The 25,029-nt window shown below is 69.7% G+C and carries 18 protein-coding genes; 10 read left to right on the top strand and 8 right to left on the bottom strand.

Annotated elements, in window-relative coordinates; all coding sequences use genetic code 11:
* The first annotated feature begins 183 nt into the window (after positions 1-183).
* On the top strand, positions 184-4,512 hold the full coding sequence (locus QM708_RS07940; protein WP_415106432.1) for an acyl-CoA dehydratase activase-related protein: 4,329 nt from the start codon (positions 184-186) through the stop codon (positions 4,510-4,512).
* A gap of 8 nt (positions 4,513-4,520) precedes the next feature.
* Here the strand turns inward: QM708_RS07940 and QM708_RS07945 are convergent, their stop codons facing one another.
* On the bottom strand, positions 4,521-5,033 hold the full coding sequence (locus QM708_RS07945; protein WP_415106435.1) for a hypothetical protein: 513 nt from the start codon (positions 5,031-5,033) through the stop codon (positions 4,521-4,523).
* A 299-nt stretch (positions 5,034-5,332) separates the two neighbouring features.
* Between QM708_RS07945 and QM708_RS07950 the strand changes: the two genes are divergently transcribed.
* The 3 genes from QM708_RS07950 (at position 5,333) to QM708_RS07960 (ending at position 11,459) form a co-directional block, all read left to right on the top strand.
* Positions 5,333-5,950 (top strand): sugar O-acetyltransferase, encoded by a 618-nt coding sequence (locus QM708_RS07950; protein WP_415106438.1) that lies wholly within the window; start codon positions 5,333-5,335, stop codon positions 5,948-5,950.
* Between the two features lie 284 nt (positions 5,951-6,234).
* Positions 6,235-10,146 (top strand): Pls/PosA family non-ribosomal peptide synthetase, encoded by a 3,912-nt coding sequence (locus tag QM708_RS07955; protein ID WP_415106441.1) that lies wholly within the window; start codon positions 6,235-6,237, stop codon positions 10,144-10,146.
* On the top strand, positions 10,143-11,459 hold the full coding sequence (locus QM708_RS07960) for a M1 family metallopeptidase (protein WP_415106444.1): 1,317 nt from the start codon (positions 10,143-10,145) through the stop codon (positions 11,457-11,459). Before QM708_RS07955 ends, QM708_RS07960 begins: the two co-directional genes overlap by 4 nt.
* Positions 11,460-11,472: 13 nt before the next feature.
* Here QM708_RS07960 and QM708_RS07965 read toward each other — a convergent pair whose 3' ends face one another.
* The 3 genes from QM708_RS07965 to QM708_RS07975 are packed head-to-tail and all read right to left on the bottom strand — an operon-like array spanning position 11,473 to position 13,785.
* Positions 11,473-12,135 carry a response regulator gene (locus tag QM708_RS07965; RefSeq protein ID WP_415106447.1) on the bottom strand — a complete coding sequence of 221 codons (663 nt, stop codon included), beginning with the start codon at positions 12,133-12,135 and terminating at the stop codon, positions 11,473-11,475.
* Positions 12,132-12,419 carry an ATP-binding protein gene (locus tag QM708_RS07970; protein WP_415106450.1) on the bottom strand — a complete coding sequence of 96 codons (288 nt, stop codon included), beginning with the start codon at positions 12,417-12,419 and terminating at the stop codon, positions 12,132-12,134. Before QM708_RS07970 ends, QM708_RS07965 begins: the two co-directional genes overlap by 4 nt.
* The gene (locus QM708_RS07975; protein ID WP_415106453.1) at positions 12,355-13,785 is read right to left on the bottom strand and encodes a histidine kinase; all 1,431 of its coding nucleotides are present in this window, start codon (positions 13,783-13,785) and stop codon (positions 12,355-12,357) included. The genes QM708_RS07970 and QM708_RS07975 overlap by 65 nt, the downstream gene beginning before the upstream one ends.
* A 163-nt stretch (positions 13,786-13,948) precedes the next feature.
* Between QM708_RS07975 and QM708_RS07980 the strand changes: the two genes are divergently transcribed.
* From QM708_RS07980 to citX, 6 genes are read left to right on the top strand one after another with little or no spacing between them, the layout of a single operon-like run.
* On the top strand, positions 13,949-15,280 hold the full coding sequence (locus QM708_RS07980) for a CitMHS family transporter (RefSeq protein ID WP_415106456.1): 1,332 nt from the start codon (positions 13,949-13,951) through the stop codon (positions 15,278-15,280).
* A gap of 21 nt (positions 15,281-15,301) precedes the next feature.
* The gene (gene citC / locus QM708_RS07985) at positions 15,302-16,360 is read left to right on the top strand and encodes a [citrate (pro-3S)-lyase] ligase (RefSeq protein WP_415106459.1); all 1,059 of its coding nucleotides are present in this window, start codon (positions 15,302-15,304) and stop codon (positions 16,358-16,360) included.
* An 18-nt stretch (positions 16,361-16,378) separates the two neighbouring features.
* On the top strand, positions 16,379-16,663 hold the full coding sequence (gene citD, locus QM708_RS07990; protein WP_415106462.1) for a citrate lyase acyl carrier protein: 285 nt from the start codon (positions 16,379-16,381) through the stop codon (positions 16,661-16,663).
* Positions 16,660-17,562 carry an aldolase/citrate lyase family protein gene (locus QM708_RS07995; RefSeq protein WP_415106465.1) on the top strand — a complete coding sequence of 301 codons (903 nt, stop codon included), beginning with the start codon at positions 16,660-16,662 and terminating at the stop codon, positions 17,560-17,562. Before citD ends, QM708_RS07995 begins: the two co-directional genes overlap by 4 nt.
* 13 nt (positions 17,563-17,575) lie before the next feature.
* Complete coding sequence (gene citF / locus QM708_RS08000) at positions 17,576-19,096, top strand: citrate lyase subunit alpha (protein ID WP_415106468.1); 1,521 nt, start codon at positions 17,576-17,578, stop codon at positions 19,094-19,096.
* Complete coding sequence (citX, locus tag QM708_RS08005) at positions 19,078-20,649, top strand: citrate lyase holo-[acyl-carrier protein] synthase (protein ID WP_415106471.1); 1,572 nt, start codon at positions 19,078-19,080, stop codon at positions 20,647-20,649. Before citF ends, citX begins: the two co-directional genes overlap by 19 nt.
* 224 nt (positions 20,650-20,873) lie before the next feature.
* On the opposite strand, the gene QM708_RS08010 is transcribed toward citX, so the two are convergent.
* The 4 genes from QM708_RS08010 to QM708_RS08025 are packed head-to-tail and all read right to left on the bottom strand — an operon-like array spanning position 20,874 to position 25,006.
* Positions 20,874-21,980 carry an ABC transporter ATP-binding protein gene (locus tag QM708_RS08010; RefSeq protein ID WP_415106474.1) on the bottom strand — a complete coding sequence of 369 codons (1,107 nt, stop codon included), beginning with the start codon at positions 21,978-21,980 and terminating at the stop codon, positions 20,874-20,876.
* On the bottom strand, positions 21,977-23,017 hold the full coding sequence (locus QM708_RS08015) for an ABC transporter ATP-binding protein (protein WP_415106477.1): 1,041 nt from the start codon (positions 23,015-23,017) through the stop codon (positions 21,977-21,979). Before QM708_RS08015 ends, QM708_RS08010 begins: the two co-directional genes overlap by 4 nt.
* A gap of 1 nt (position 23,018) precedes the next feature.
* Positions 23,019-23,987, bottom strand: a complete 969-nt coding sequence (locus QM708_RS08020) for an ABC transporter permease (RefSeq protein ID WP_415106480.1) — start codon at positions 23,985-23,987, stop codon at positions 23,019-23,021.
* Positions 23,984-25,006, bottom strand: a complete 1,023-nt coding sequence (locus QM708_RS08025) for an ABC transporter permease (RefSeq protein WP_415106483.1) — start codon at positions 25,004-25,006, stop codon at positions 23,984-23,986. Before QM708_RS08025 ends, QM708_RS08020 begins: the two co-directional genes overlap by 4 nt.
* Positions 25,007-25,029 lie beyond the last annotated feature (23 nt).

Below are 25,029 nucleotides of genomic sequence, written 5' to 3' on the forward strand. Positions count from 1 at the left end.
GGCGCGACCGGCACACACTTGCCCGCAATTCCGTGACAACGCCGGACGCTTCGCCCCACCCCAGCCTCACGCGTCTCAGATTGCGAACCACGCGGGCCGCTCTGCGACCCTCCCTGTGCATACGACACCCATGAGGACTACAGTGTGTCGTAGTAGAACGATCGTTCGGTTTGGAGTTGGTCCATGCAGAGCACCCCGCTGTCTCTCGGCCTCGACATCGGTTCGACGACGGTGAAAGCCGTGGTCCTGGACGGTGAGACGACCCTCTTCGCCGACTACCGGCGCCACCACGCGGACGTTCGCCGCGAGGTGCGCAACCTGCTCGCCGACATCGCCACCGACCTGCCCGACCGCGAGGTCGTCGCCGCGGTCACCGGATCGGGCGGACTGCAGGTGGCCGGCATGCTCGGCGCCGGCTTCGTCCAGGAGGTGGTGGCGGCCACCGAGGTGATCGAGCAGCGCCACCCCGAGGCCGACGTGGTGATCGAACTCGGCGGCGAGGACGCCAAGATCACCTACCTCAAGCCCACCCCCGAGCAGCGGATGAACGGCACCTGCGCGGGCGGAACCGGCGCGTTCATCGACCAGATGGCCACCCTGTTGCGCACGGACGCCTCCGGCCTGAACGAGCTCGCCGCGAACTACCACGAGCTGTACCCGATCGCCTCGCGCTGCGGCGTGTTCGCCAAGTCGGACGTGCAGCCCCTGCTCAACCAGGGCGCCGCGCACGCCGACATCGCGGCCTCGGTGTTCCAGGCGGTGGCCACCCAGACCATCGCCGGGCTGGCGTGCGGGCGTCCGATTCGCGGCCATCTGATCTTCCTGGGCGGACCGTTGCACTTCCTGCCCGAACTGCGCGCCGCCTACGAGCGCGCGTTGTCCGGACAGGTCGACACCTTCACCACGCCCGCCAACGCGCAGCTGTACGTCGCGATGGGCGCCGCGTTGCTCGCCGACGGCACCCCGACCAGCCCGGCCGCCCTGGTGGACGCGCTCGACCACAGCACCGGCGACGCGACCATGGTCACCCCCGCGATGCGGCCGCTGTTCGCGGACGCCGCCGAGCGCGCCGCCTTCGAGGCCCGGCACGCGCAGGCGTCCATCCCGCAGGGTCGCCTCGATGACGCGTCCGGGCCGCTGTTCCTCGGCCTGGACGCCGGCTCGACCACCATCAAATGCGTGGTGCTGGACGCCGACGGCCAGATCGTCTTCAGCCACTACGCGGGCAACGAGGGCGACCCGATTCCGGGGGCGGTCGCGATCGTCCGCCGCGTCCGTGAGACCTTGCCAGCCGGTGCTTTCCTGGCCCGCTGCTGCGTCACCGGCTACGGCGAAGGACTGTTGCAGGCCGCGCTGCGCATCGACGAGGGCGTCATCGAGACGATGGCGCACTACCGGGCCGCCGACCACCTGTCCCCCGGTGTGACCAGCGTCATCGACATCGGCGGCCAGGACATGAAGTACCTGACCATCAAGGACGGCGTCGTCGACTCGATCGCGGTCAACGAGGCGTGCTCGTCGGGCTGCGGCTCGTTCCTGCAGACCTTCGCCGAGACGATGGGCACCGACGTGCGCTCGTTCGCCCGCGCGGCGTTGGACGCCGATCGCCCCGTCGACCTCGGCTCGCGCTGCACCGTGTTCATGAACAGCTCGGTCAAGCAGGCGCAGAAGGAGGGCGCAGCGGTCGGCGACATCTCGGCGGGATTGTCGTATTCGGTCGTCCGCAACGCGTTGTACAAGGTGATCAAGCTGCGCAGCGCCGACCAGCTGGGCGAGCGGGTGGTCGTCCAGGGCGGCACCTTCCTCAACGACGCAGTGCTGCGCGCGTTCGAGTTGCTCACCGGACGCGAGGTGGTCCGGCCCGATATCGCCGGCCTGATGGGCGCCTTCGGCGCGGCCCTCACCGCGCGGCGGGCGTGGACGCCGGGCGAATCCACCTCATTGCTCGAACTTGATGAGCTCGACGACTTCGCGGTGACCACCGAGCGGCGCACCTGCAAGCTGTGCCAAAACCATTGCGGGTTGACCGTGAGTCATTTCCCCGATGGCAGCCGGCACGTGTCCGGCAACCGGTGCGAGCGGGGGGCGTCCACGCAAGCCCGGCCGAGCAAGTCGGAGATCCCGAACCTGTACGACTACAAGTACCAGCGCGTTTTCGGCTATCGCCGGCTCACCGACGCCAAGGCGACTCGTGGCACGATCGGCATTCCGCGGGTGCTGAATATGTATGAGAACTATCCGCTGTGGTTCACGATCCTGTCGGCGCTGAAGTTCAAGGTGATCATCTCGGGGCGCTCCAACCACGAGCTGTTCGAGAAGGGGATGGAGTCGATTCCGTCCGAGAACGTCTGCTACCCCGCCAAGCTCGCCCACGGGCACATCGAATGGCTGCTCAACAAGGGCATCACCACCATCTTCTACCCGTGCGTGAGCTATGAGCAGAAGACGTTCGAGGCGTCCGACAACCACTTCAACTGCCCGGTGGTCGCGTTCTATCCCCAGGTGATCGAGAAGAATCTCGACCGGCTGCGCACCCCCGGCGTCCGCTACCTGGCGCCGTTCATCAACCTGGCCAACCCTGACAAGCTGGCCGAGCGGCTGGTGGAGGTGTTCGAGAACTGGGGCGTGACCTTGGAGGAGGCGCGCGAGGCCGTCCGGCTCGGATTTGCCGAGGACGCCGCCGTCAAGGCCGATATCGCCGCCGAAGGCCGGCGCGCACTGGACTACATGGTCGAGAACGGACGCCGCGGCATCGTGCTGGCGGGGCGTCCGTATCACGTCGATCCGGAGATCAACCACGGCATTCCCGAGATGATCACCCAACTCGGCATGGTCGTGCTCAGTGAGGACGCCGTGGCGTCCGTGCCCCGTTTGGAGCGGCCGTTGCGCGTCCTGGATCAATGGTCATATCACGCCCGGCTGTACGAGGCGGCCGGGTTCGTGCGCGGCGAGCCGGCGATCCAGCTGGTGCAGCTCAATTCGTTCGGCTGCGGGCTGGACGCGGTGACCACCGACCAGGTGCAGGAGATCCTGGAGGCCGCCGACGACGTCTACACGGTGTTGAAGATCGACGAGGTGTCGAACCTGGGCGCGGCCCGGATCCGGCTGCGTTCGCTCGCCGCGGCCACCGAGGAGCGGCGCCGGTCGGCCGAGATCGTCACCTACGATCCGGCGGCGATCGGCGACCGGTTCCCGGTGTTCGACAAGGCCGCGCGCAAGACGCACACCTTGTACGCGCCGCAGATGGCGCCGATCCACTTCCGGCTGATCGTGCCGGCGTTGCGGCGCGCGGGCTACGACGTCCGGCTACTCGAGCATGCGTCGGCGGCTGATGTCGAGGTGGGGTTGCGCTACGTCAACAACGACGTCTGCTATCCGGCGATCATGGTGATCGGGCAGCTGATCAACGCGTTCATCGACGGCGGCGCCGACCCGGACGCTAGCTCGGTGATGATCACCCAGACCGGCGGCATGTGCCGCGCCACCAACTACGCCGGCATGCTGCGCAAGGGGTTGAAGGACGCCGGGTTCGCCCAGGTGCCCGTGCTCGCCGTCAGCGCGCAAGGGTTGGAGGAGAGCCCCGGGTTCAAGCTGACCCCCGCCTTGGTGCACCGGGCCGTGCAGGCGATCGTCGTCGGCGATGTGCTGCAGACCACGCTGCTGCGGACCCGTCCCTACGAGGTGATTCCCGGCTCGGCACAAAAGCTGTACGAGAAGTGGGACGCCATCGCCGCCGAGTTCTTCGAACAGGGCGGATGGTCGGCGACGCTGGGCCGGGTCGTCCGGTACCGCTGGCTGATCGACCAGATCGTCACCGAGTTCGACGAACTGCCACTGCTGGACGTGCCCCGGCGTCCGCGCGTCGGGTTGGTGGGTGAGATCCTGGTGAAGTTCCAGCCCGACGCCAACAACGACGCCGTGCGCGTCATCGAACGCGAGGGATGCGAGGCCGCCCTGCCCGGCCTGCTGGAGTTCTTCATGATGAACATGACCTCGGCCGGCTGGCGAAAAGAGAACCTCGGGCTGGGCACCAAGAACTCGGTGCGGCTGCAACAGTCGATCGTGTGGGTGATCGAGCAATACCAAAAGCCCGCCCGCCAAGCGCTGGCGCGCACCAGCAAGTTCGCCGTGCCGCACCCGATCGCGCAGCTCGCCCAGCGAGCCGAGTCGATCATCTCGCTCGGCACCACCGCCGGCGAAGGCTGGCTGCTGGTCGCCGAGATGATGGAACTCATCGAGGACAACTGCCCCAACATCATCGTCGCCCAGCCCTTCGCATGCCTGCCCAATCACGTGGTCGGCAAGGGCGTCTTCCGTGAACTGCGTCGCCTGTACCCGCAAGCGAACGTGGTCAGCATCGACTACGACCCCGGCGCATCCGAGGTGAATCAGCTGAACCGCATCAAACTCATGGTCGCCACCGCCCACAAGAACGCCGGCCGGATCAAGCCCGAACCCGCCGGCCCCCGCAAGTTGTCGATCACCCCCTTGCGGACGCCCGCCCACACGTAGCTCGAGCATCAGGGCAATGCGTGGCCCTGGTAGGTGCCAACGCCGGCCGCCTTCGCCTTGACCAAGGCCGCGGCACTGGCGCCTCCGTGCAGGGCCAGGCCGGCCGTGACCTGACCGCCGGCCCGGGTCACGCCCGCGTAGCTGGTGTGCGCGATGGCCGTTCGGCCGTGCACGGTTCCGGTGAAAGTGCCCGTGAACTGGAACACGTCGGCGAATGTTCCGGGCGGAGTCGCGAGCGCCTGGTCACACGGTGCGTCGATGATCGCCGTCGTGATGCCCGGCGCCGATCCGGCCAAGGTGCCGGTCAGCCTCAGCGTGGCGTCCACCCGGAGCCGGCACGCCCGGCTGCCGACCGGAGTGGCCGTGAGCGTCGAACCGTCGAGTTCGACCGCGATGGTTCCCTGCGCCCGCGTGGCGGCGAATCCTGCCGAGCCCGCGATCGGGGTTGTGCGCTGGGGCGCCGCCACCGCGGCACCGGGTGCGACGGCGCACAATGCCCCGGCCAGCGTGACACTTGCCATGATCCTGGTTGCGATCCTGAGAGCACTCATCGTCGATCACCTCTGGCTTCCTCGTGTAAAGCCGAACTGGTCCCGAAGGGGATGACGCATTGTTTTCAGCGAATCGCCCCCCGATCAAGAGGCCGAAACGACACCTTGACCGTCGGTGCAAAGGCCCTGGCGACGAGGCATGCTCGTCCCGGCTTCGTGATCCCGGGAGGCTCCTGTGTCTTTGATCGCACCCCTAGCGCCGGCGATAGCCGGCCCCACTCACGACGGCCGCAGACGCAGCCGATCCCCGTCCTGCGAGGATTGGTAACGTGAACAACGAACAGCGCATGCAGGCGGGACTGCTCTACAACCCCAGCGATCCGGCACTGAGCGCCCTCCAGACGGAGGCGCTCGAAGATCTCTACGACTTCAACGTCACCCGCCCGTCCGAGGGAGAACGCCGTACCGAACTGCTGAAGCGCATGCTCGCTTCCATCGGCGAGGGGTGCTACATCGAGCCGCCGTTCCACGCGAACTGGGGCGGACGCCACGTGCACTTCGGCGATCATGTCTACGCCAACTTCAATCTCACCGTCGTTGATGATGGTGAGATCTACGTCGGCGACCGGGTGATGTTCGGCCCGAACGTGACGATCAGCACTGCGGGTCATCCGGTCCTTCCCGAGTTGCGCACGCGAGCAGCCCAGTTCAATCTGCCCGTGCTCATCGGCAACAACGTGTGGATCGGCGCGGGCGCGCTGATCATGCCGGGCATCACCATCGGCGACAACACCGTCATCGGCGCAGGCAGCGTCGTCACGCGCGACATCCCCGCTGACGTGGTCGCCGTGGGCAACCCCTGCCGGGTGCTGCGCACGATCGGTGACCACGACCGCGAGTTCTACTGGCGCGACCGCCGGATCGACATTACCGCCGACGAGCTCTGATCAGTCAGTCACCGGGGCGGACGAGATCTTCGGCGGGCACACCGTAGACCGGCCCATCGCGCGCACAGCGTCCACATGACCCGCCGAGATCGTGGCGGTCCCGATCTGCGCGCCCATGTCGCGGTGGTGGGCGGCACCCGATGGTCGATTTCTATGTCCAGTTCAAGGCGCTTGGGCATCACCCCTAGTCGTGGACTCCCCCCTCGAAACTGGACATAGAAATCGGACGTCACCCACCCGAGACGTTCACCTGAACCGAACCCGGCGTGGCCTACCGTGGGTGCGTGAACGGCGACACCACCCCTGAGCTCCGCACGGCCGGCCCGATCGCGGTCGTCGACCGCCGTGACGAGGCCGCACCCGAGCGCACGCTGCTCGACATCCTCGACGCCACCATCGCCGCCCACCCCGAGTCGGCGGCGCTGGAAGACTCCTCGGGCACGATCAGCTATCGCGAGCTCGGCCGCGCCGTCGCCGAGATCGCCGCCGACCTGGCCGCCGCGGGCGTGCGGCGCGGCGACCGGGTCGGAATCCGGCGCTCGTCGGGCTCGCGCGAGCTGTACCTGGGCATTCTCGGCATCATCGCCGCCGGCGCGGCCTACGTGCCGGTCGACGCCGACGATCCGGTCGAGCGCGCCGACCTCGTCTTCGGCGAAGCGGCCGTGGTAGGCGTGCTCACCGACGCTGGCTACGCACCCCGCGCACACGCCTCGAACCTCGGCGACCCGGACCAGCGCCCCACGCCCGATGACGACGCGTGGATCATCTTCACCTCTGGGTCGACCGGTGTGCCCAAGGGGGTCGCGGTCAGCCATCGCTCGGCGGCCGCCTTCGTCGATGCCGAGGCGACGTTGTTTCTCACCGAGGCCCCGCTGGGCCCGGGCGACCGGGTGCTGGCCGGGCTGTCGGTGGCCTTCGACGCTTCCTGCGAGGAGATGTGGCTCGCCTGGCGGCACGGCGCGTGCCTGGTCGCGGCCTCGCGTTCGACGGTGCGCAGCGGCGCCGACCTGGGCGGCTGGCTGATCCGGCACCGGATCACGGTGGTGTCCACGGTGCCGACGCTGGCGACACTGTGGCCCGGCGAAGCTCTCGAACAGGTCAGGCTGTTGATCTTCGGCGGCGAGGCCTGCCCGCCCGAGCTGGCCGCCCGCCTGGTCGCCGACGGCCGCGAAGTATGGAACACCTACGGCCCCACCGAGGCCACCGTCGTCGCCACCGGCCACCGCCTCGACGGGGTCTCCCCCGTGCTGATCGGGTTGCCGCTGGCCGGCTGGTCGATCGCCGTGGTGGACGCCGACGGCAACCCGGTGCCGCCCGGCACCGTCGGCGAACTGGTGATCGGCGGGGTCGGCCTGGCCCGCTACCTCGACCCGGCCAAGGACGCCGAGAAGTACGCACCGCTCCCCGCGCTGAACTGGGAGCGCGCCTACCGTTCCGGCGATCTGGTCGCCCTGGAGCCCGACGGTCTCGCCTTCCACGGCCGCGCCGACGACCAGGTGAAGGTCGGCGGACGCCGCATCGAGCTCGGCGAGGTCGAGGCCGCCGTCGCGGCGCTGCCCGGCGTCGAGGCGGCCACGGTCGCGGTCCGCAAGACCGAGGCGGGCGTGTCGATCCTGGTCGGCTACATCGTCGCCGACGCCGACTTCGACCGGCAGACGGCCCGCGCCCAACTCGGCCAGCACCTGCCCACTCCGCTCATCCCACTGCTGGCCCAGGTCGACCATCTGCCGGTGCGCACCTCGGGCAAGGTCGACCGGGACGCGCTGCCCTGGCCGATCGACGAGGTCACCGAGGCGCTCACCCTGTTCGACGGCGATGAGGCCTGGCTGGCTCGCGAGTGGATGGCGGTGCTCGGCACCCCGGTCACCGACCGCCAGGCCGACTTCTTCGAACTGGGCGGCGGCTCGCTGTCGGCCGCGCAACTGGTCTCGCGCATCCGCACCCGGGCACCGGAGTTCTCGGTGGCCGACGTCTACGATCACCCGCGTCTGGCCGCGATGGCCTCGGCCATCGCCGAGACCGAAGAGGACACCCCCTGGCGGGACTCCTTCAGCAAGGCGCGCGCCACCCCGCGCCGCACCCGGTGGGCGCAGACCTTCGCGACCTTGGTGCTGTTCATCTTCAGCGGCGCCCGCTGGCTGGTCTATCTGCTGTCGGCCAGCTGGGTGCTGCGGCACTTCGACGGCTTCGCCTTCCTGCCCGAAGTCAGCCCGTGGCCGCTAGTGGTCGGCCTGCTGCTGTTCGCGGTCCCCTTCGGGCGAATGCTGATCGCCGCCGGCGCCGCCCGAGCGCTGCTGCGCGGCCTCCAACCCGGCGACTACCGCCGCGGCGGACGGACGCACATGCGGCTGTGGCTGGCCGAGCAGATCGCCACCCAGATCGACCCGGTCGGCTTCGCGGGCGCACCCTGGGTCACCTGGTACGCGCGCGTCCTCGGCGCCGAGATCGGGCGCGACGTGCACCTGCACACGCTGCCGCCGGTCACCGGCATGCTGCGCATCGACGAGGGCGCCAGCGTCGAGCCCGAGGTCGACCTGTCCGGTTATTGGATCGACGGCGAGACGGTCCGCATCGGCGGCGTCCGGATCGGCGCGGGCGCCACCGTGGGCGCACGCAGCACGCTCGCGCCAGGCACCCGGATCGATCCCGGCGCCGAGGTCGCGCCCGGTTCGGCGGTGTTCGGACGCGTCAAGTCCGGCCAGCTGTGGGCCGGGTCACCGGCGGTCCGGGTGGGCGAACCCAAGTCGGACTGGCCCGAAGAGGCCCCGCCGCGAGGACGCGCCTGGCTGGCCGTGTTCGGGTTGTCGTCGGCGCTGATGGGCCTGCTGCCCATCGTCGCGATGGCCGCCGGCGGGCTGGTCGTCGCGCTCGGCATGCGCGGGGCACCGAACGTGATCACGGCCGCGCTGTGGGGGCTGCCGTGGCTGATCCCGGGAACGCTGCTGGCCGGCGTCGTCCTGGCGGGTTCGATCGTGGTGATCGTCCGGCTGCTCGGCCTCGGGCTGGACCCGGGCACCTATCCCGTCCGCAGCCGGGTCGGCTGGCAGGCGTGGTGCACCGAACGCATCCTCGACTCAGCGCGTACGCTCCTGTTCCCGCTGTACGCGAGCCTGGCCACCCCGGTCTGGCTGCGGATGCTGGGCGCCCGGGTGGGTGAGCACGTCGAGGCGTCCACGGTGGTGCTGATCCCGAACCTGACCACCATCGAGGACGGCGCCTTCCTCGCCGACGACACCATGGTCGCCTCCTACGATCTGCACGGCGGCTGGATGCGGCTGGGCGCGGTGACCATCGGCAAGCGGGCGTTCCTGGGCAACTCGGGCATGGCCGGCGGTGGGCACACGGTGCCGCGCGACGGACTGGTCGCGGTGTTGTCGGTGGCGCCGGTGAAGGCGAAGAAGGGCTCCTCATGGCTGGGGTCGCCGGCCGTCCGGTTGCGCCGCGTCGTCGTCGACGGCGACCTGGAGCGCACCTACCGCCCCACCCCGGGTCTGGTCCGGGCCCGCGCCCTGTGGGAGGCGTGCCGGTTCTTCGCCGTGCTCGCCACCTGCGCCATCGGCGGCGGGGTGCTGATCGCGCTGGCCTGGCTCGTCGAGCAGGTCGGCCTGGGCTGGGCGCTGCTGGCGTCCGGGCCGGTGATGCTGGCGGCCGGTATCGTCGCCGCCGTGCTCACCACCGCGGTGAAATGGATCGTCGTCGGCCCGATCCGGGCCGGGGAGAGCCCGCTGTGGTCGAGTTTCGTGTGGCGCACCGAGGTCGCCGACACGTTCACCGAGATGGTCGCCGGCCCGTGGTTCGCCAACCACCACACCGGCACCCCGGCGCTCGCGCTGTGGCTGCGCAGCCTGGGCGCCAAGATCGGACGCGGCGTCTGGTGCGAGACGTACTGGCTGCCCGAACCCGACCTGGTCACCCTCGGCGATGGCGCCACCGTCAACCGGGGCTGCGTGGTGCAGACCCATCTGTTCCACGACCGGATCATGAGCATGGACGCCGTCACCATCGAGAACGGCGGCACACTCGGCCCGCACTCGATCGTGCTGCCGGGCGCCACCATCGGCGCGCACGCCACCATCGGGCCCGCCTCGCTGGTGATGCGCGGCGAGACCGTGCCCACCGGCAGCCGCTGGAGCGGCAATCCCATCGGACCGTGGCGCGCCGTCAAGGTGCGCACCTATCAGGCGGACGCCTCATGACCCAGACTCCTCGCCCCGACCCGTACGCGCCCACCAGCGGCGACCTGCGCTACGGCGTCCTGCACTACGACCTCGACCTCACCTACCGGATGGCCACCAACCGGCTCGACGGGGTCGCGACCATCACCGGCCGCGCGCACGAGAAGCTGCGCTCGTTCACGCTCGACCTGATCGGGCTGAAGGCGCAGAAGGTGCGGCTGAACGGTGAGAAGCGGACGTCCTACCGCCAGGGCGCGCGCACGCTCACCATCAAGCCGGCCGCGCCGATCGAGGCGGGCGCCGAGTTCACGGTGCAGATCCGCTACTCCGGCTCGCCCGCGCCGCGGAACTCGCGCTGGGGCAAGGTCGGCTGGGAGGAACTGGACGACGGCGTCCTGGTCGCATCGCAGCCGGTCGGCGCGCCGACCTGGTTCCCGTGCGACGACCGGCCCTCCGACAAGGCCCGCTACCGGATCACCGTCGAGGTCGAGGAGGGCTACACGGTGGTCGCGCCCGGCCTGCTCACCGAGCACACCCGCTCGTCGGGGCGCGGGCGGTGGACCTATGTCGAGCAGATCCCGACCTGCACCTACCTGGTCGCGGTGCACATCGGGCGCTACCGCAGCGAGGACTGGGACCTGGCCGGCGTGCCCGGCGGCGTCCACTACCCCGGCGCGCTGCGCCCCCAGGTGCACGCGGCGCTGGCCGGCATGCCCGCGATGATGCGGCTGTTCGAGCGCTGCTTCGGTCCTTACCCGATGGCGCGCTACGACGTGGTGATCACCGAGGACGCCCTGGAGATTCCGCTCGAAGCCCAAGCCATGGCGGTGTTCGGGTCGAACTTCCTCGACGGCGCGTGGGCCACCCAGCGGCTGATCGCGCACGAGCTCGCCCACCAGTGGTTCGGCAACTCGGTGGGCCTGGCGCGCTGGCACGACATCTGGCTCAACGAGGGGCTGGCCTGCTATTCGGAGTGGCTGTGGTCGCAGGCCTCCGGCGGCCTGTCTTGTCAGGAGCAGGCCCTCAAGCACTGGACGCTGCTGAGCGGGCTGCCCCAGGACATCACCGTCGGCGATCCCGGCCCCGACCTGATGTTCGACGACCGCGTCTACAAGCGCGGCGCCCTCACCGTGCACGCGCTGCGCCACGCGGTCGGCGACGAGGTCTTCTTCACGATCCTGCACGCCTGGACAGCCGCACGCCGGCACGGCTTCGGCACCACCGCGGCCTTCGAAGCGCTCGCCGAGGAACAATCCGGACGCCCCCTCGGCGGCCTGTTCTCGCTCTGGCTCGACGAGACGCCGCTGCCGCCGTTCCCACGCACCGGCCACTGAGCGACGAGCGCGGCTATCCCGCCCACTCGTAGTTGTGCTCGGGACGCCCGGTGGTGCCGTAGCGCAGCGTCAGCCTGACCCGGCCCTCGGCGGTCAGATCGGACAGGTAGCGCTGGGCCGTGGCCCGCGAGACGCCGATCTCGCCGGCCACCTCGGCGGCCGTCATCGGGGCCGGGGCGTCGCGCAACAGCGCCGCCACCGCTGACTCGGTGACCGACGAGCGCCCCTTGGGCGCCGGACGCCGTGGCGGTGCCGGGCGGAGCAGCGCCATCACCTGGTCGATGCTCGCCTGATCGGACGCCTGCGCATCCGCCAGCGCCTCCCGGAATCGCGCGTACGCGGCTACCCGGGCCAGCAGGACCGGCATCGCGAACGGCTTGCGGATGTAGCCGATCGCGCCGCGCACCAGCGCCCGCTCCACGGTCTCGGGCGCGTCGGCGGCGGTGACGAGGATCACCGAGGCGTCCCCCGCACCGATCAGGTCGCTTCCCGAGCCGTCGGGCAGGTATTCGTCGGCGAGCACCAGGTCCACTCCGCCGTGGGCGAGGATGCGCACCGCCTCGGCGAGCGTCGTCGCCCGCCCGGCCACTTCGCACCAGGGCAGCGAGGCCAACCCCGCGGCATGCATCTCGGCCACCCGGAAGTCGTCGTCGACCACCAGCACGCGCAGCGTCATGAGTCGTCCTCCAATCCCGCGAGCACCCAGGCCGGGCGCGCCGCGTTCAGAATCCCCGGCAGCCGCACCGCGAACGCCGCTCCGTGGTCGTCGCCGCGCAGGGCCGCCAGGCTCACCTCGCCGCCGTGGCGCTGGGCGGTCACCCGGGCCAGCGCCAGCCCGATGCCATGCGAGCGGCGGTCGTGGGCCTTGGTCGTCCAACCTTCGGCGAACACCGCCTCACGCTCCGCCTCGCGGATGCCGTCGCCGCTGTCGATCACGTGCGCGACCAGGTCGCGTTCCATCCGACAACAGCGACACCTCGACCCACGGGGGCGTCCGGGTGCCGGCCGCGGCCGCGCGAATCGCGTTGTCGATCAGGTTGCCGATCACCGTCACGGCGTCCAGCGGCGCGTTGAGGCGTCCTTCGACCCAGGTGCCGTCGCTCACCCGCAGCTCGACGCCGCTCTCGGAGGCGACGGCGGTCTTCGCCGACAGGATCCCGTTCAGGTACGGATCCTGGACGCCGTGGCTCCACGACGCGGCGCCGGTGAGTTCGTCGAGGTAGGCCTCGGCGTCCTCGAACAGGCCCAGGTGCAGCATGCCGGCCAGGGCGTGCAGCCGGTTGGTGAACTCGTGCGCCTGTGCGCGCAGGGCGTCGGTCAAACCGCGGGTCGCCTCGAGTTCGCGGCCGAGGTCGTCCAGGTCGGTGCGGTCGGCGAGCACCAGCACCGTGCCGAGGTCGCGGCCGCGCCGCTCGGCGCGCACCCGGCGGACCAGCAGCACGCGTCCGCCGACGACGACCAGCCAGCCGGGTTCGGGCGCCTCCGCGCCAGGGGTGAGCAGAGCGGCCACCTCGCGCGGCAGGCCGGAGGCGTCCGCGGGCTCACCCACGGTCACCTCGGCACCCAGATAGCGGCGGGCAGCGTCGTTGACGAGCCGGACCCGGCCCGAGGCGTCCGCGGCGATCACGCCGTCGAGGGCTCCGGCGAGGACGGCGGCGTGCTCGCGCAACAGGTCGGCCATCTCGCCGAGTTCGAGCCCGTGGGTGAGTCGTCGCAGGCTGCGCGACAGTAAGCTGAGCAGCACGAAGCTGACCCCCAACGCGCCGGCGCCGACCAGCATCAGCATCGCGGCCAGCCGGCGCTGGTGTTCGTCGATCGTGGACAGGTGGATGCCGACGGAGACGGTGCCGACGACCTGGCCGTCCGCATCACGCAACGGCACCTTGCCGCGCGCCGAACGCCCGAGCGTGCCCTGCTCGATCGCGGTCACCTCCTGCCCGGCGAGCGCGGCGGACGGGTCGGTGCTCACCTTCTCACCGATCAGGTCCGCCGAGGGGTGGCTGTAGCGGACGCCGTCGGCGTCGGTGACCACCACGTAGAGCACCTCGCCCTCGATCCGGGCCTGCTCGGCGGCCTGTTGCACCGGACCGGCCGGATCGGGCGGGCCGGCCAGCACCCAGACGGCATAGCGGGCATCGGAGGCGACCAGCCGCGCGGTGGCGAGTGCGCGCTGCTCGCTCTGTTCGGCGATCGTGTCGCGGGCGGCGGTGAGCGCGGCGACGAGTGAGGCCGCGACCACGGTGACGACCAGCAGGCTCACCGACGCCATCACCCAGGCGCGCCAGTTCCAGGACCGGCGGCGGTGCCGGGTCAAGGCGACGGGCATGAGGCGGAGTCTAGGCCGGGGCGGGCTGTGAGCACAATGCGCACAATGGGGACTTATGCGGCGAAGTGATTGAAAGTACGCACAACCCTCGGGCCGCTGGACGGCGTCCTAGCGTGAATCTGAGCGGGATTCCGCTTTCTCACAGGTTCGAAGGAGAATCAACATGCTGGCCATGTGGGGTCTGGCGGTCGTGGTCATCTTCATGGTGCTCATCATGACCAAGAAGGCGACACCGTTCACCGCGCTGGTGCTGTCGCCGATCGTGATCGGCCTGTTGGCGGGCTTCGCCAACGACATCGGCAAGTTCTCGCTCGACGGCGTCAAGGGTGTCGCATCGACGGTGGTCATGCTGCTGTTCGCGATCTTGTACTTCGGCTTGATGATCACCGCGGGCCTGTTCGATCCCCTGGTGCACTTCATCTTGAAGATCGTCAAGGGCGACCCGCTGAAGGTGCTCGTCGGCACGGCGATCCTCGCCTCGGTGGTGTCGGTCGACGGCGACGGTTCGACCACGACGATGATCGTCTGTTCGGCGATGATCCCGGTCTACAAGAAGCTCAACATGAAGATGATGGACCTCGCCGTCCTCGTCATCCTCGCCAACTCGATCATGAACCTGCTGCCCTGGGGCGGCCCGACCGCGCGCATCATCGCCGCGCTCGGCGTGGACGAGGGCGAGCTGCTGCGCAAGATCCTGCCCGGCATGCTGATCGCCATCGTGTGGGTCATCGCGGTCGCCGTCATCCGGGGCCTGTCCGAGCGCAAGCGCCTCGGCATCGTCACGCTGACCCAGGAAGACATCGACGGCATGACCGCCGCCGATGCGCTCAAGTCTCACGTCGAGGACGCCGACCGGCTCAAGCGGCCCAACCGGCTGTGGCTCAACCTGATCCTCACCCTGGCCGTGATGGTCTACCTGATCTTCGGCGGCATGTGGATCATCCCGAAGATCCCCGCCGCGATCATCTTCGAGGTCGCCTTCGCGATCGCGCTGATCATCAACTACACCAAGCTGAAGGATCAGCGGGAGATCATCGAGGAGCACGGCGCGAACGCCATGCACGTCATCACGATGGTGCTCGCCGCCGGCATCTTCATGGGCATCCTGAACGGCTCCGGAATGTCCGAGGCCATGGGCCAGTGGCTGGCCGACGTCGTCCCGTCGTCGCTGGGTGGGCACTGGGCGCTGGTCACCGCACTGGCCTCCGCACCCGGCACCTTCCTGCTGAGCAACGATGCCTTCTACCTCGGCGTGCTGCCGATCCTCGCCCAGACGGGTGCCCAGTACGGCTTCAGCGCCATGGAGATCGGCATCGCCTCCACCACCGGCCAGGCCTTCCACCTGCTGTCACCGCTGGTCGGCTTCATCTACCTGCTGCTGCACCTGACCGGTGTCGACATGGGCGCCTGGCAGCGCACCTCGGCGAAGTGGGCCATCGGCACCTTCGTCATCTTCCTGATCAGCATCGCCGTCTTCGGTGGCGTCCCGCTGTAAACCCACTCCCTCACGAAAACCATGAGCCTGCATCCTCCCGTCCTGTCCGTCATCGATCCCGGGTCCCAGCCGTCGGCGCTCGCCGACGTCCGCGACCTGCTCGCCACCAAGGGCCTGTCCGTCGACCCTGATGTGGAACTGTTCGTGACGGCCAGGCGGGAGGGCCGGCTCGTCGGCTGCCTGGGGCTGGCCGGCAATGTGATCAAGTGCTCGGCGGTCGCGGACGCCGAACGCGGCACCGGGCTGAGCGCGCGCCTGATGGAGGAGATGAACTATCAGGCGCTCAGCCGTGGGCGCAGCCACCTGTTCGTCTACACCAAGCCCACCAACCGCGGCATCTTCGAAAGCCTCGGCTTCACCCTGCTGGCCGAGGTGCCCGGCACGGTGATCCTGATGGAGAACCAGCCGTTCGCCCTGAAACGCACCTGCCGGGCGCTGGCCGACCAGCGCGTCCCGGGTGAGCGGATCGCCGGCGTGGTGCTCAACGCGAACCCGTTCACCCTCGGCCACCAGTACCTCGTCGAGACCGCGGCGGCCGAATGCGACGCCGTGCACGTGTGGGTGGTCTCCGAGGACGCCTCGATGTTCTCCGCCGCCGACCGGCTCGCGCTCGTCCGCGCCGGCTGCGCCGCCCTGCCGGACGCCGACCGCATCGTCGTGCACCCGGGCACGCCCTACGTGGTGAGCAAGGCCACCTTCCCCGCCTACTTCCTGAACAGCACCACCGATCTGGTCCGCGGCATCGCCGGGCTCGACCTGCAACTGTTCCGCAACCACATCGCGCGCGTGCTCGGCATCACCGACCGCTACGTCGGCACCGAGCCGCTGTCGCCGGTCACCCGGCTGTACAACAACGAGATGCGCTACTGGCTGCAGGAGGCGCCCAGCGCCGCCCCGCCGATCAACCTGCGCATCGTGCCCCGCCGCTGCGAGGGCCCCGAGCCCGTGTCCGCCAGCCGTGTGCGGGCACTCATCGCCGACGGACGCCTCGACGAGGTCGAGCCGCTCGTCCCGCCCACCACCTATGCCTACCTCAGGGAACGGTTCGCCGAGGCGACGGCCGTCTCACCGGTTTCCTGACCAAGGAGAAGACAAGCAATGAACATCGCCACCGACGCGATCGCTGGCAGTCTGGAATCCAGCGACGCCCTCGTCCGGGTGTCGCCCGACGAGGAATTGCAGATCGAGATCAAGAGCACGGTGATGGGCCAATTCGGCGACCAGATCCGCGCCGTCGTCGAGGAGACCCTCGCCAAACTGGGCGTCACCCAAGGCATCGTCAGCGTCGACGACAAGGGTGCCCTCGACTTCGTCATCCGCGCCCGGATCCAGGCGGCGTGCCTGCGGGCGTCCGGAACCAAGCCCGATTGGAGCACGCTGTGATCACCGCCCAGGATGTCCCCCAGCCGGCACGGTCGATGCTGTTCGTGCCCGGCTCGAACGCGAGCTGGCTGTCCACCGTGCACGTCTACGGCGCCGACACGGTCATGTTCGACCTTGAGGACAGCGTCGCCGTGCGCGAGAAGGACTCCGCGCGCCTGCTGGTGCGCGAGGCGCTCAAGTCGCCGATCTGGAAGGACAAGACGGTCTGCGTGCGCATCAACGCGATCGACACCCCGTTCTTCCAAGACGACCTGGAGGCGATCGTGCCCGCCGGGGTCGGCATCGTCCGCCTGCCGATGGTGCGCGACGCCGAGATGATGCGCGAGCTGGATCGCCGGATCGCCGAGATCGAGGAGCGCTGCGGCATCGAGGTGGGTTCCACCAAGTGCATGGCGGCCGTCGAATCGGCCTCCGGCGTGGTGAACGCCGTCGAGATCGCCCGCTCGACCCCGCGCATGGTCGCGATCGCGCTGGCCGCCTACGACTATGTGATGGCCATGCACACCGAGCGCAGCGGCGCCGCCGACGAATCCGAGCTGTTCTACGCGCGCTGCGCGGTGCTGCACGCGGCCCGGGTCGCCGGCCTGCACTGCTACGACGTGGTGTTCAGCGACGTCAACGACGAAGAGGGCTTCCTGAAGGAGGTCGCGATCATCAAGCGGCTGGGCTTCGACGGCAAGTCGCTGGTCAACCCGCGCCAGATCGAGCCGCTGCACAACGCTTACGCGCCCACGCAAGAGGACGTCGACTACGCCGCCCTGGTCATCGAGGCCGCCGACCGCGCTGAGGCCGAAGGGCTGGGCGTGGTCTCCCTCGACGGGAAGATGATCGACGCCCCGATCGTCGCCAACGCCTACCGAACCATCCAGCTCGCGCGTATGTCCGGCGTGCGGCGCTGACAGGAGAATCATCGTGACCGTATCCCGCATCCCCGCCGATGCTCCCCAACTGGCCGGCCTGCAAGCGTACGCAGGATGGGCGGCCCGCACCCCCTATCTGCGCGACCCCGAGGCCAAGCACGGCCGCAAGGTGGTCGCGTCCATCAAGGAGGCCGTGATCCGCTCCGGCCTCACCGACGGCGACACGATCAGCTTCCACCACGCCTTCCGCGAGGGTGACAAGGTCATCCTGCAGGTGGTGAACACGCTGGCCGACATGGGCCTGCGCGATCTGACCCTGGCGTCCTCGTCGCTGAACAACTGCCACGCCGGGCTGGTCGACTACATCCGCCGCGGCGTGATCACCCGCATCTACACCTCGGGCATGCGCGGCGAACTGGCCCGGCAGATCTCGCTGGGCGGCCTGCTGCCGCACCCGGTCCAGGTGCATTCGCACGGCGGACGCCCCGCGCTGCTGGCGTCCGGCGAGTTGCGCCCGAAGGTCGCCTTCCTCGGCGTCCCGGCCTGTGACGAGTTCGGCAACGCGAACGGCTTCACCGGCCAGTCCCGCTGCGGCTCGCTCGGCTACGCCCGGGTGGACGCCCAGTACGCCGAGACGGTCGTGCTGCTCGCCGAGTCGCTGGTGCCGTTCCCGCACACGCCGGCCTCATTGCGGCAGGACCAGGTCGACTGGGTGGTCAAGGTCGACGAGATCGGCGACCCGTCGCGGATCAACGTCGGCGCGGCCCGCGCCACCAAGAACCCGCGCGACCTGCTGATCGCCCGCAAGGCGGCGTCCGTGATGGAACACGCCGGCTACTTCGTCGACGGCTTCTCGATGCAGACCGGCTCGGGTGGGGCGTCCACGGCGACCACCACCTACCTGCGCGAACGGATGGAACGCCGCGGCATCACCGCCCGCTGGGCACTCGGTGGCATCACCGGCAGCCTGGTGGAGTTGCACGAGCGCGGCCTGATCGGACGCCTGCTCGACGTGCAGTCCTTCGACTCGGTGGCGGCCGACTCGCTGGCCCGCAACCCGGGCCACACCGAGATCTCGGCGGCCGAATACGCCTCGCCGCTGGCGAAGGCGGCCTGCGTGGACCAGCTCGACATGGTGATCCTGTCGGCGTTGGAGATCGACCTCGGCTTCAACGTGAACGTGCTCACCGGCTCCGACGGCCTGATGATGGGCGCCTCCGGCGGCCACTGCGACACCGCCGCCGGCGCGAAGCTGACCATCGTGGTGGCCCCGCTGATCCGCTCCCGGATCCCGACCGTGGTGCCGCGGGTCTCCACCCTGGTCACCCCGGGCGACAACGTGGACGTGCTGGTCACCGACTACGGCGTCGCGGTGAACCCGCGGCGTCCGGACGTCGCCGCCCGGCTCGCCGACGCGGGCGTGGCGACCACCTCGATCGAGGAGTTGTACCAGCGGGCGATCGCGATCACCGGTGTGCCGCGGCCGATCGAACTCGGCGACGAGATCGTCGGTGTGGTGCGCTACCGCGACACCTCCGTGATCGACCTGGTGCGGTGCGTGGCATCATCCTGAGCACCGCCGCGGACGTGCTCGCCCGTCGTGAGCAACGGCGGGACGAGCACGCTCACGCGCTCGCGCGGTGGGATCGTCCGCTGGTGAGCATCACCCTGGTGGCGCCGGGGGCCCGCAAGGACTCCCCGGCGCTGCGCCGTGCGCACTCTCTGGCTGTTCAGGCTGTGTTGGGGCTGCTGGCCGCGCGCGGCTGGGCGGTTCTCGCCTCGGGTGCCTGCTCGGGAGTGACTGGTCCCGAGTCGTGGCATGCCGTCGATGCTGACCCTCGCGCGCTCAAGTCCGCGCTGGTCGCCTTGGAGGACGCCCCCGGCACTGGTCGTGTCTGGGATCTGGATGTGATCGTCGCCTCCGAGTTGGGGCCGGCGCCGATCGGACGCGGCGCGCTCGGCCTGCCGCCCCGGCGCTGTCTGCTGTGCGCGGAGACCGCGCATGCCTGCGCGCGCGCCCGGCGTCACCCCTTGCCGGTGGTCGTCGCAGCCGCGGACGCCGTCGCCTCGGGCTGGCCGAGCCCCGGCGACGCCCTGTGGTGGGCGGGATTGGCCGCCGAGGCACTCCGTGTCGAAGCCCGGCTCACCCCCAAACCCGGCCTGGTGGATGCGGCGAACTCGGGCTCCCACGACGACATGGACCTCGCCCTGCTCCTGGCCAGCGCAGACGCCCTGGAACCCTGGTTCGCCGGATGCGTGTTACTCGGGCGCGCGTCCGCTTCCGCCGAGTGCACCCCGGCATCAGTCTCGGCCACGGCGGACGGTGTCCCGTCGAGCGCGGCCCTCACCGCTCGCCCGCCGGTTCCGCGCGGCCGTCTGGTCTCGCCCGAAGTGCCCGGCCCTCGGGCGTCCTCGGTTCCCACCGATGAACCCGGCTCCGACTTCGTCCGCGCATTGACCGAACTCGGGATCGCCGCCGAACGGTCGATGCTCGCGGTGACGGGCGGGGTGAACACCCACAAGGGCGCGTTGTTCTCGATGGGGCTGCTGCTGGCCGCGATCGGGCGCACCACCTCGCCAGGTGAAGCGCCCTCGATCGAGGTTGTTCTCGACGAGGCGGCGCGGTTGGCGTCCGGGATCAACGCGGCATGGCGGGCCGGGTTCCGCGATGCGCACACCCACGGCGAGCGCGCACTGCTCACCACCGGCGCCGGCGGGATCCGCGCCGAAGCCGCGGCGGGATTCCCCGCCGTGCGCGACGTGGCGCTGCCGGCCTACCGGGCGCGACGGCAGGCGTCCGGGGGTGGCGACAGCACCGGGCTGGCGTCCGGCCCGACCAAGGACGCCCTGCGCTGGGCGCTGGTGTCGCTGATGTCGACCGTCGAGGACACCAACCTGATCGCCCGCGGCGGCATCGAAGCGCTCACTGAAGTCCGGCCGTGGGCAACCGGGTTGCTCGCCTCCGACCCGTCCGAGACCGCCCTGATCGCGGCCCTCGCCGAGGCGGATGAGCACTTCACCGCCCGCCGCTGGAGCCCCGGAGGCTCCGCCGACCTGCTCGCGCTGACCTGGTTCCTCGACGAGATGCCCCGTCTTCGACCAACGGCGCACCCCGACGGTCAGTGACCTCGTCAGTGCAAAGTTGTGGCGACTAGACGCACCACGATTTTGCATTGACGATCCCGGCCCCACGGGCTCAGCGCCGTGAGCGCGGTAAATCACTTCACTCGATTCGCGGATGCCGCCCAGAACATCAGTCCGACTGATGTTTCCGGCGCAGGCGCGGATTTGAGTGCAGTGATTTACTCTGCCCTCGCCCAAGACCGGCGCGAAGGACCTGCTCCGATGAGTCAGGCGCCTGGTGGGGCGAACAGGTCTTCGACGGCGTCCTCGTCGCGCGGGGGGATGATCAGGTCGTGATCGGGTTTCACCTCGCCGGAGCGGATCTCCTCGGCCCAGTGGCAGGCGACTTTGTGACCGGGTTTGATCTCGCGCAACGCGGGAATCTCGGTTGAGCACTTCTGCTCGCGCACCCAGGGGCAGCGGGTGTGGAACCGGCAGCCTGAGGGCGGGTTGGCCGGGCTGGGCAGGTCGCCTTCGAGCAGGATGCGGGTGCGGGCGTCCTCGGCGTCCGGGTCGGGAACCGGGATCGCCGACAGCAAAGACACCGTGTAGGGGTGCATCGGCTCGACGTACAGGTCGTCGGCGGAGGCCTCTTCGACCAGGGTGCCCAGGTACATCACGCCGATGGTGTCGGAGATGTGCCGCACCACGGCAAGGTCGTGCGCGACCACGACGTAGGTGAGCCCGAACATCTCCTGCAACCGTTCCAGCAGGTTGATCACCTGCGCCTGCACCGACACGTCCAGCGCCGAGACGGGTTCGTCGGCGACCACCAGCGACGGGTTGAGGATCATCGCCCGCGCGATGCCGATGCGCTGGCGCTGACCGCCGGAGAACTCGTGCGGGTAGCGGCTCAGCGCCGAACGCGGCAGGCCGACCATCTCCAGCATGCTGACCGCCTTGGCCAGGTGGGACGCCGCCGAATCGGCCCCGAACTCCTCCTTGTCCTGCTCCGAAAGCCCGTGCACGGCCAACGGTTCGGTGAGCAGCGATTGGATCGACTGGCGCGGGTCGAGGCTGGCCATCGGATCCTGGAACACCATCTGCATCTGCGGGCGCAGGGTGCGCAGCCGCTCACCCTTCAGCGTGGTGATGTCGTGGCCGTTGAAGACGATGGTGCCGCCGGCGACGTCCTCCAGGCGCAGCAGCGCGCGCCCCAGGGTCGACTTGCCGCAGCCCGACTCGCCGACCAGTCCGTAGGTCTCGCCGCGGCGGACGGTCAGGTCGACCCCGTCGACCGCTTTGACGTGGCCGACGGTCCGGTCGAACAGGATGCCCTTGCGGATCGGGTAGTGCACTTTGAGGCCGGTGACCTCGAGCAGGTTCTCGCTCATGCGCGCTCCTCTCCGGACGCCGGCCGCGCCGGGTTCACGCATCGCACCTCGTGGCCGGGTGCATGCTCGGCCAACGCGATCCCGGATCTCACGCAGTCGTCGGTGACGTGGCGGCAGCGCGGCGCGAACGCGCACGCCTTCGACCAGCTGATCGTGTCGCGCGGTGTGCCCGGGATCGGGGTCAGCTTGGCGCCGCGGTCGGCGTCCAGGCGCGGGATCGAGTTGAGCAGGCCTTCGGTGTAGCGGTGCCGCGGGGTCAGGAACAGCGGACGCCGCGGCGCACGTTCGACGATCCGCCCGGCGTACATCACGTTGACCCGGTCGCAGAGACCGGCGACGACACCGAGGTCATGGGTGATCATGATCATCGCGGTGCCCAGGTCGCGGACCAGTTCGGCGAGCAACTCCAGCACCTGCGCCTGAATGGTGACGTCCAGCGCCGTGGTCGGCTCGTCGCAGATCAGCAGCTTGGGCCGGCAAGCCAGCGCGGTCGCGATCAGCGCCCGCTGCCGCATGCCGCCCGACAGCTGGTGCGGGTATTCACCGAAGCGGCGGGCCGGATCGGGGATGCCGCAGCGGCGCAGCAGGTCGATCGCCTCCTCCTTGGCCTGCTTAGGCGTGATCTTGCGGTGCGCATGCAGCACCTCGGTGACCTGCATGCCGACGGTGACCACCGGGTTGAGCGAGGTCATCGGGTCTTGGAACACCATGGCCAGGTCGTTGCCGCGGTGCCGCGCCATCGCCCGCGACGACAACCCGAGCAGGTTGGTGCCCTGGAACAGCACCTCGCCGGAGACCCGGTTGCCGCGCGGCGGCAGCAGCCCCATCACGGCCATCGAGGTGACCGACTTGCCCGAACCGGACTCGCCGACCAGCCCGACGATCTCGCCCGAGGCGACGTCGAAGGACACCCCGTCCACAGCCGGGAAACCGGTCTGGCCGCGGCGTCCGAACACCACCGACAACTCGCGGACGCTCAGCAGCGGTGGGGCGGCGGCGGCCGGCCCGGACGCCGGCGGTGTCTGGGTGAGGGTCATGTCACTTCCTCGTCTTCGGGTCGAGGGCTTCGCGCAAGGCCTCTCCCAGCAGGGTGAAGCCGAGCGCGGTCACGGCGATGCAGGCGCCGGGCAGCAGGGTGAGGTGCGGGTAGGACTCCAGCCGCTCCTGCGCCTTCACCAGCATCCGGCCCCATTCAGCCACGGTCGGGTCGGGTGATCCCATCCCGAGGTAGGACAACGCGGCCACTTCGATGATCGCCGTGGCCAGGATCAGGGTGGCCTGCACGATGACCGGGCCGAGCGAGTTGGGCAGGATGTGGCTCATCACGATGGTGCGCCGGCGCAGCCCGAGCGAGGTGGCGGCCAGCACATAGTCCTGTTCGCGCTGCTTCAGCATCGAGCCGCGCAGCAGCCGGGCGAAGATCGGAACCTGCGCGGCCGCGATGGCGAGCATCAGCGCTTCCGGACGCCGCCCGATGACGGCGGCCACGCTGACGGCCAGCAGCAGCGACGGGATCGACAGCAGGATGTCGACCAGGCGCATCACCAGGACGTCGACCCAGCCGCCGAAGGCGCCGGCGAGCAGGCCGAGCGCGGCCCCGCCGATCAGGCCGAGCAGGGTCGACACGATGCCGATGATCAGCGACTGCCGGGCACCGAAGACGAGCTGGGTGAGCAGGTCGGAGCCGAACGGGTCTAGGCCGAGGCGATGCTCGTCGGAAAACGCGGGCAGCGAGGACGGGCTGATCTGGCTGGCCCAGCGTGCGGCCGAATCAGCGCCGTAGGGCGCGAGCAGTGGCGCCGCGAGCGCGACCAGCACGAACAGCGCCACGATGATGGCGCCGACGATGGCCGACGGGTTGCGGATCAGGCGCTTGAACGCGCCCACCCACAGGCTGGTGCCGGTCTCCTTGGCGTCCACATCGGGGCCCATCGCGTCGATGAGCGACTGGGGGCGGGGGAACTGCTCGTCGCCGAGCGCGCCGGGCAGGGGTTGCTGAACGGTCATCGCACACGCATCCTCGGGTCGAAGACGCCATAGAGGACGTCCACCGCCAGGTTGACCACCGCGTACAGGACCGCGATGAAGATGATGAAGCCTTGCAGGACGGCATAGTCGAGGCTCGCGATCGCCTCGAACAGATAAGAGCCGATCCCGTTGAAGGCGAACACGCTCTCGGTGAGCACCGCCCCCGACAGCAGTTGCCCGGTGAGCAGGCCGATGGTGGTGATCACCGGCAGCATCGCGTTCTTCAGCACGTGCCGGCGGGTGATGATCGCCTGGGCGAGGCCCTTGGCGGTCGCGGTGCGGACGTAGTCCTCGCCGAGCACTTCGAGCACGGACGCCCGGGTCATCCGGGTGATCGCCGCAAGCGGGATCGAGCCCAGCGCCAGCGCGGGCAGCACCAGGTGCGCGAAGGCGTCCCAGGCGGCGTCCCATTCTCGGGTCATCAAGCCGTCGAGGATGTACAGGTTGGTGATGTGGGTCGCGTCCATGCGGACATCTTGTCGTCCCGACGGCGGCAGGAACGCCAGGAAATCGAGCCCGGGCAGCCCGATCGCGAACACGAGCTTGAGCAGGTAGGCCAGCACGAAGACCGGGATGACCACGCCCATCAGCGAGGCGCCGACCGCGAACAGGTCGAGGACGCCGCCGGCGCGCTTGGCCGCGAAGTAGCCCAGCGGGATGCCGACCACGACCGCGAACAGCAACGCGGCCAGGGCTAGTTCGATGGTGGCAGGAAAGCGGTAGAGGAAAGTCTCCAGCACCGGCTCACCGGTGCGCGGGGAGGCGCCGAAGTTGCCCTGGAGGAGCTGACCGATGTACTTGCCGTACTGGATGATCAGCGGCTGGTCGAAGCCGTACTGAGCGTTGATGCGGGCGATCGACTCGGGTGTCGCCTTCTCGCCCAGCAGCGCGCGGGCAGGGTCGCCGGGCAGCGCACGCAACCACACGAACAGCAGGACGCTCAGCCCGAACAGCACCGGGATGAGGAGCAGGAGGCGTCGGATGATGAATCGCAGCATGCGTTTCCTCCGAGGTCGGCGGG

It is taken from the genome of Propioniciclava sp. (assembly GCF_047602245.1).
Classification (GTDB): Bacteria; Actinomycetota; Actinomycetes; order Propionibacteriales; family Propionibacteriaceae; genus Propioniciclava.

Excerpts from the sequence above, each read along its gene's own strand:
- QM708_RS07940 (WP_415106432.1), top strand. The coding sequence starts at position 184 with ATGCAGAGCACCCCGCTGTCTCTCGGCCTCGACATCGGTTCGACGACG.
- citD (WP_415106462.1), top strand. The coding sequence starts at position 16,379 with ATGAACATCGCCACCGACGCGATCGCTGGCAGTCTGGAATCCAGCGAC.
- QM708_RS07945 (WP_415106435.1), bottom strand. The coding sequence starts at position 5,033 with ATGGCAAGTGTCACGCTGGCCGGGGCATTGTGCGCCGTCGCACCCGGT.
- QM708_RS07975 (WP_415106453.1), bottom strand. The coding sequence starts at position 13,785 with ATGCCCGTCGCCTTGACCCGGCACCGCCGCCGGTCCTGGAACTGGCGC.
- QM708_RS08025 (WP_415106483.1), bottom strand. The coding sequence starts at position 25,006 with ATGCTGCGATTCATCATCCGACGCCTCCTGCTCCTCATCCCGGTGCTG.
- QM708_RS07960 (WP_415106444.1), top strand. The coding sequence starts at position 10,143 with ATGACCCAGACTCCTCGCCCCGACCCGTACGCGCCCACCAGCGGCGAC.
- QM708_RS07965 (WP_415106447.1), bottom strand. The coding sequence starts at position 12,135 with ATGACGCTGCGCGTGCTGGTGGTCGACGACGACTTCCGGGTGGCCGAG.
- QM708_RS08020 (WP_415106480.1), bottom strand. The coding sequence starts at position 23,987 with ATGACCGTTCAGCAACCCCTGCCCGGCGCGCTCGGCGACGAGCAGTTC.
- QM708_RS07980 (WP_415106456.1), top strand. The coding sequence starts at position 13,949 with ATGCTGGCCATGTGGGGTCTGGCGGTCGTGGTCATCTTCATGGTGCTC.
- QM708_RS07970 (WP_415106450.1), bottom strand. The coding sequence starts at position 12,419 with ATGGAACGCGACCTGGTCGCGCACGTGATCGACAGCGGCGACGGCATC.
- QM708_RS08010 (WP_415106474.1), bottom strand. The coding sequence starts at position 21,980 with ATGAGCGAGAACCTGCTCGAGGTCACCGGCCTCAAAGTGCACTACCCG.
- citC (WP_415106459.1), top strand. The coding sequence starts at position 15,302 with ATGAGCCTGCATCCTCCCGTCCTGTCCGTCATCGATCCCGGGTCCCAG.
- QM708_RS08015 (WP_415106477.1), bottom strand. The coding sequence starts at position 23,017 with ATGACCCTCACCCAGACACCGCCGGCGTCCGGGCCGGCCGCCGCCGCC.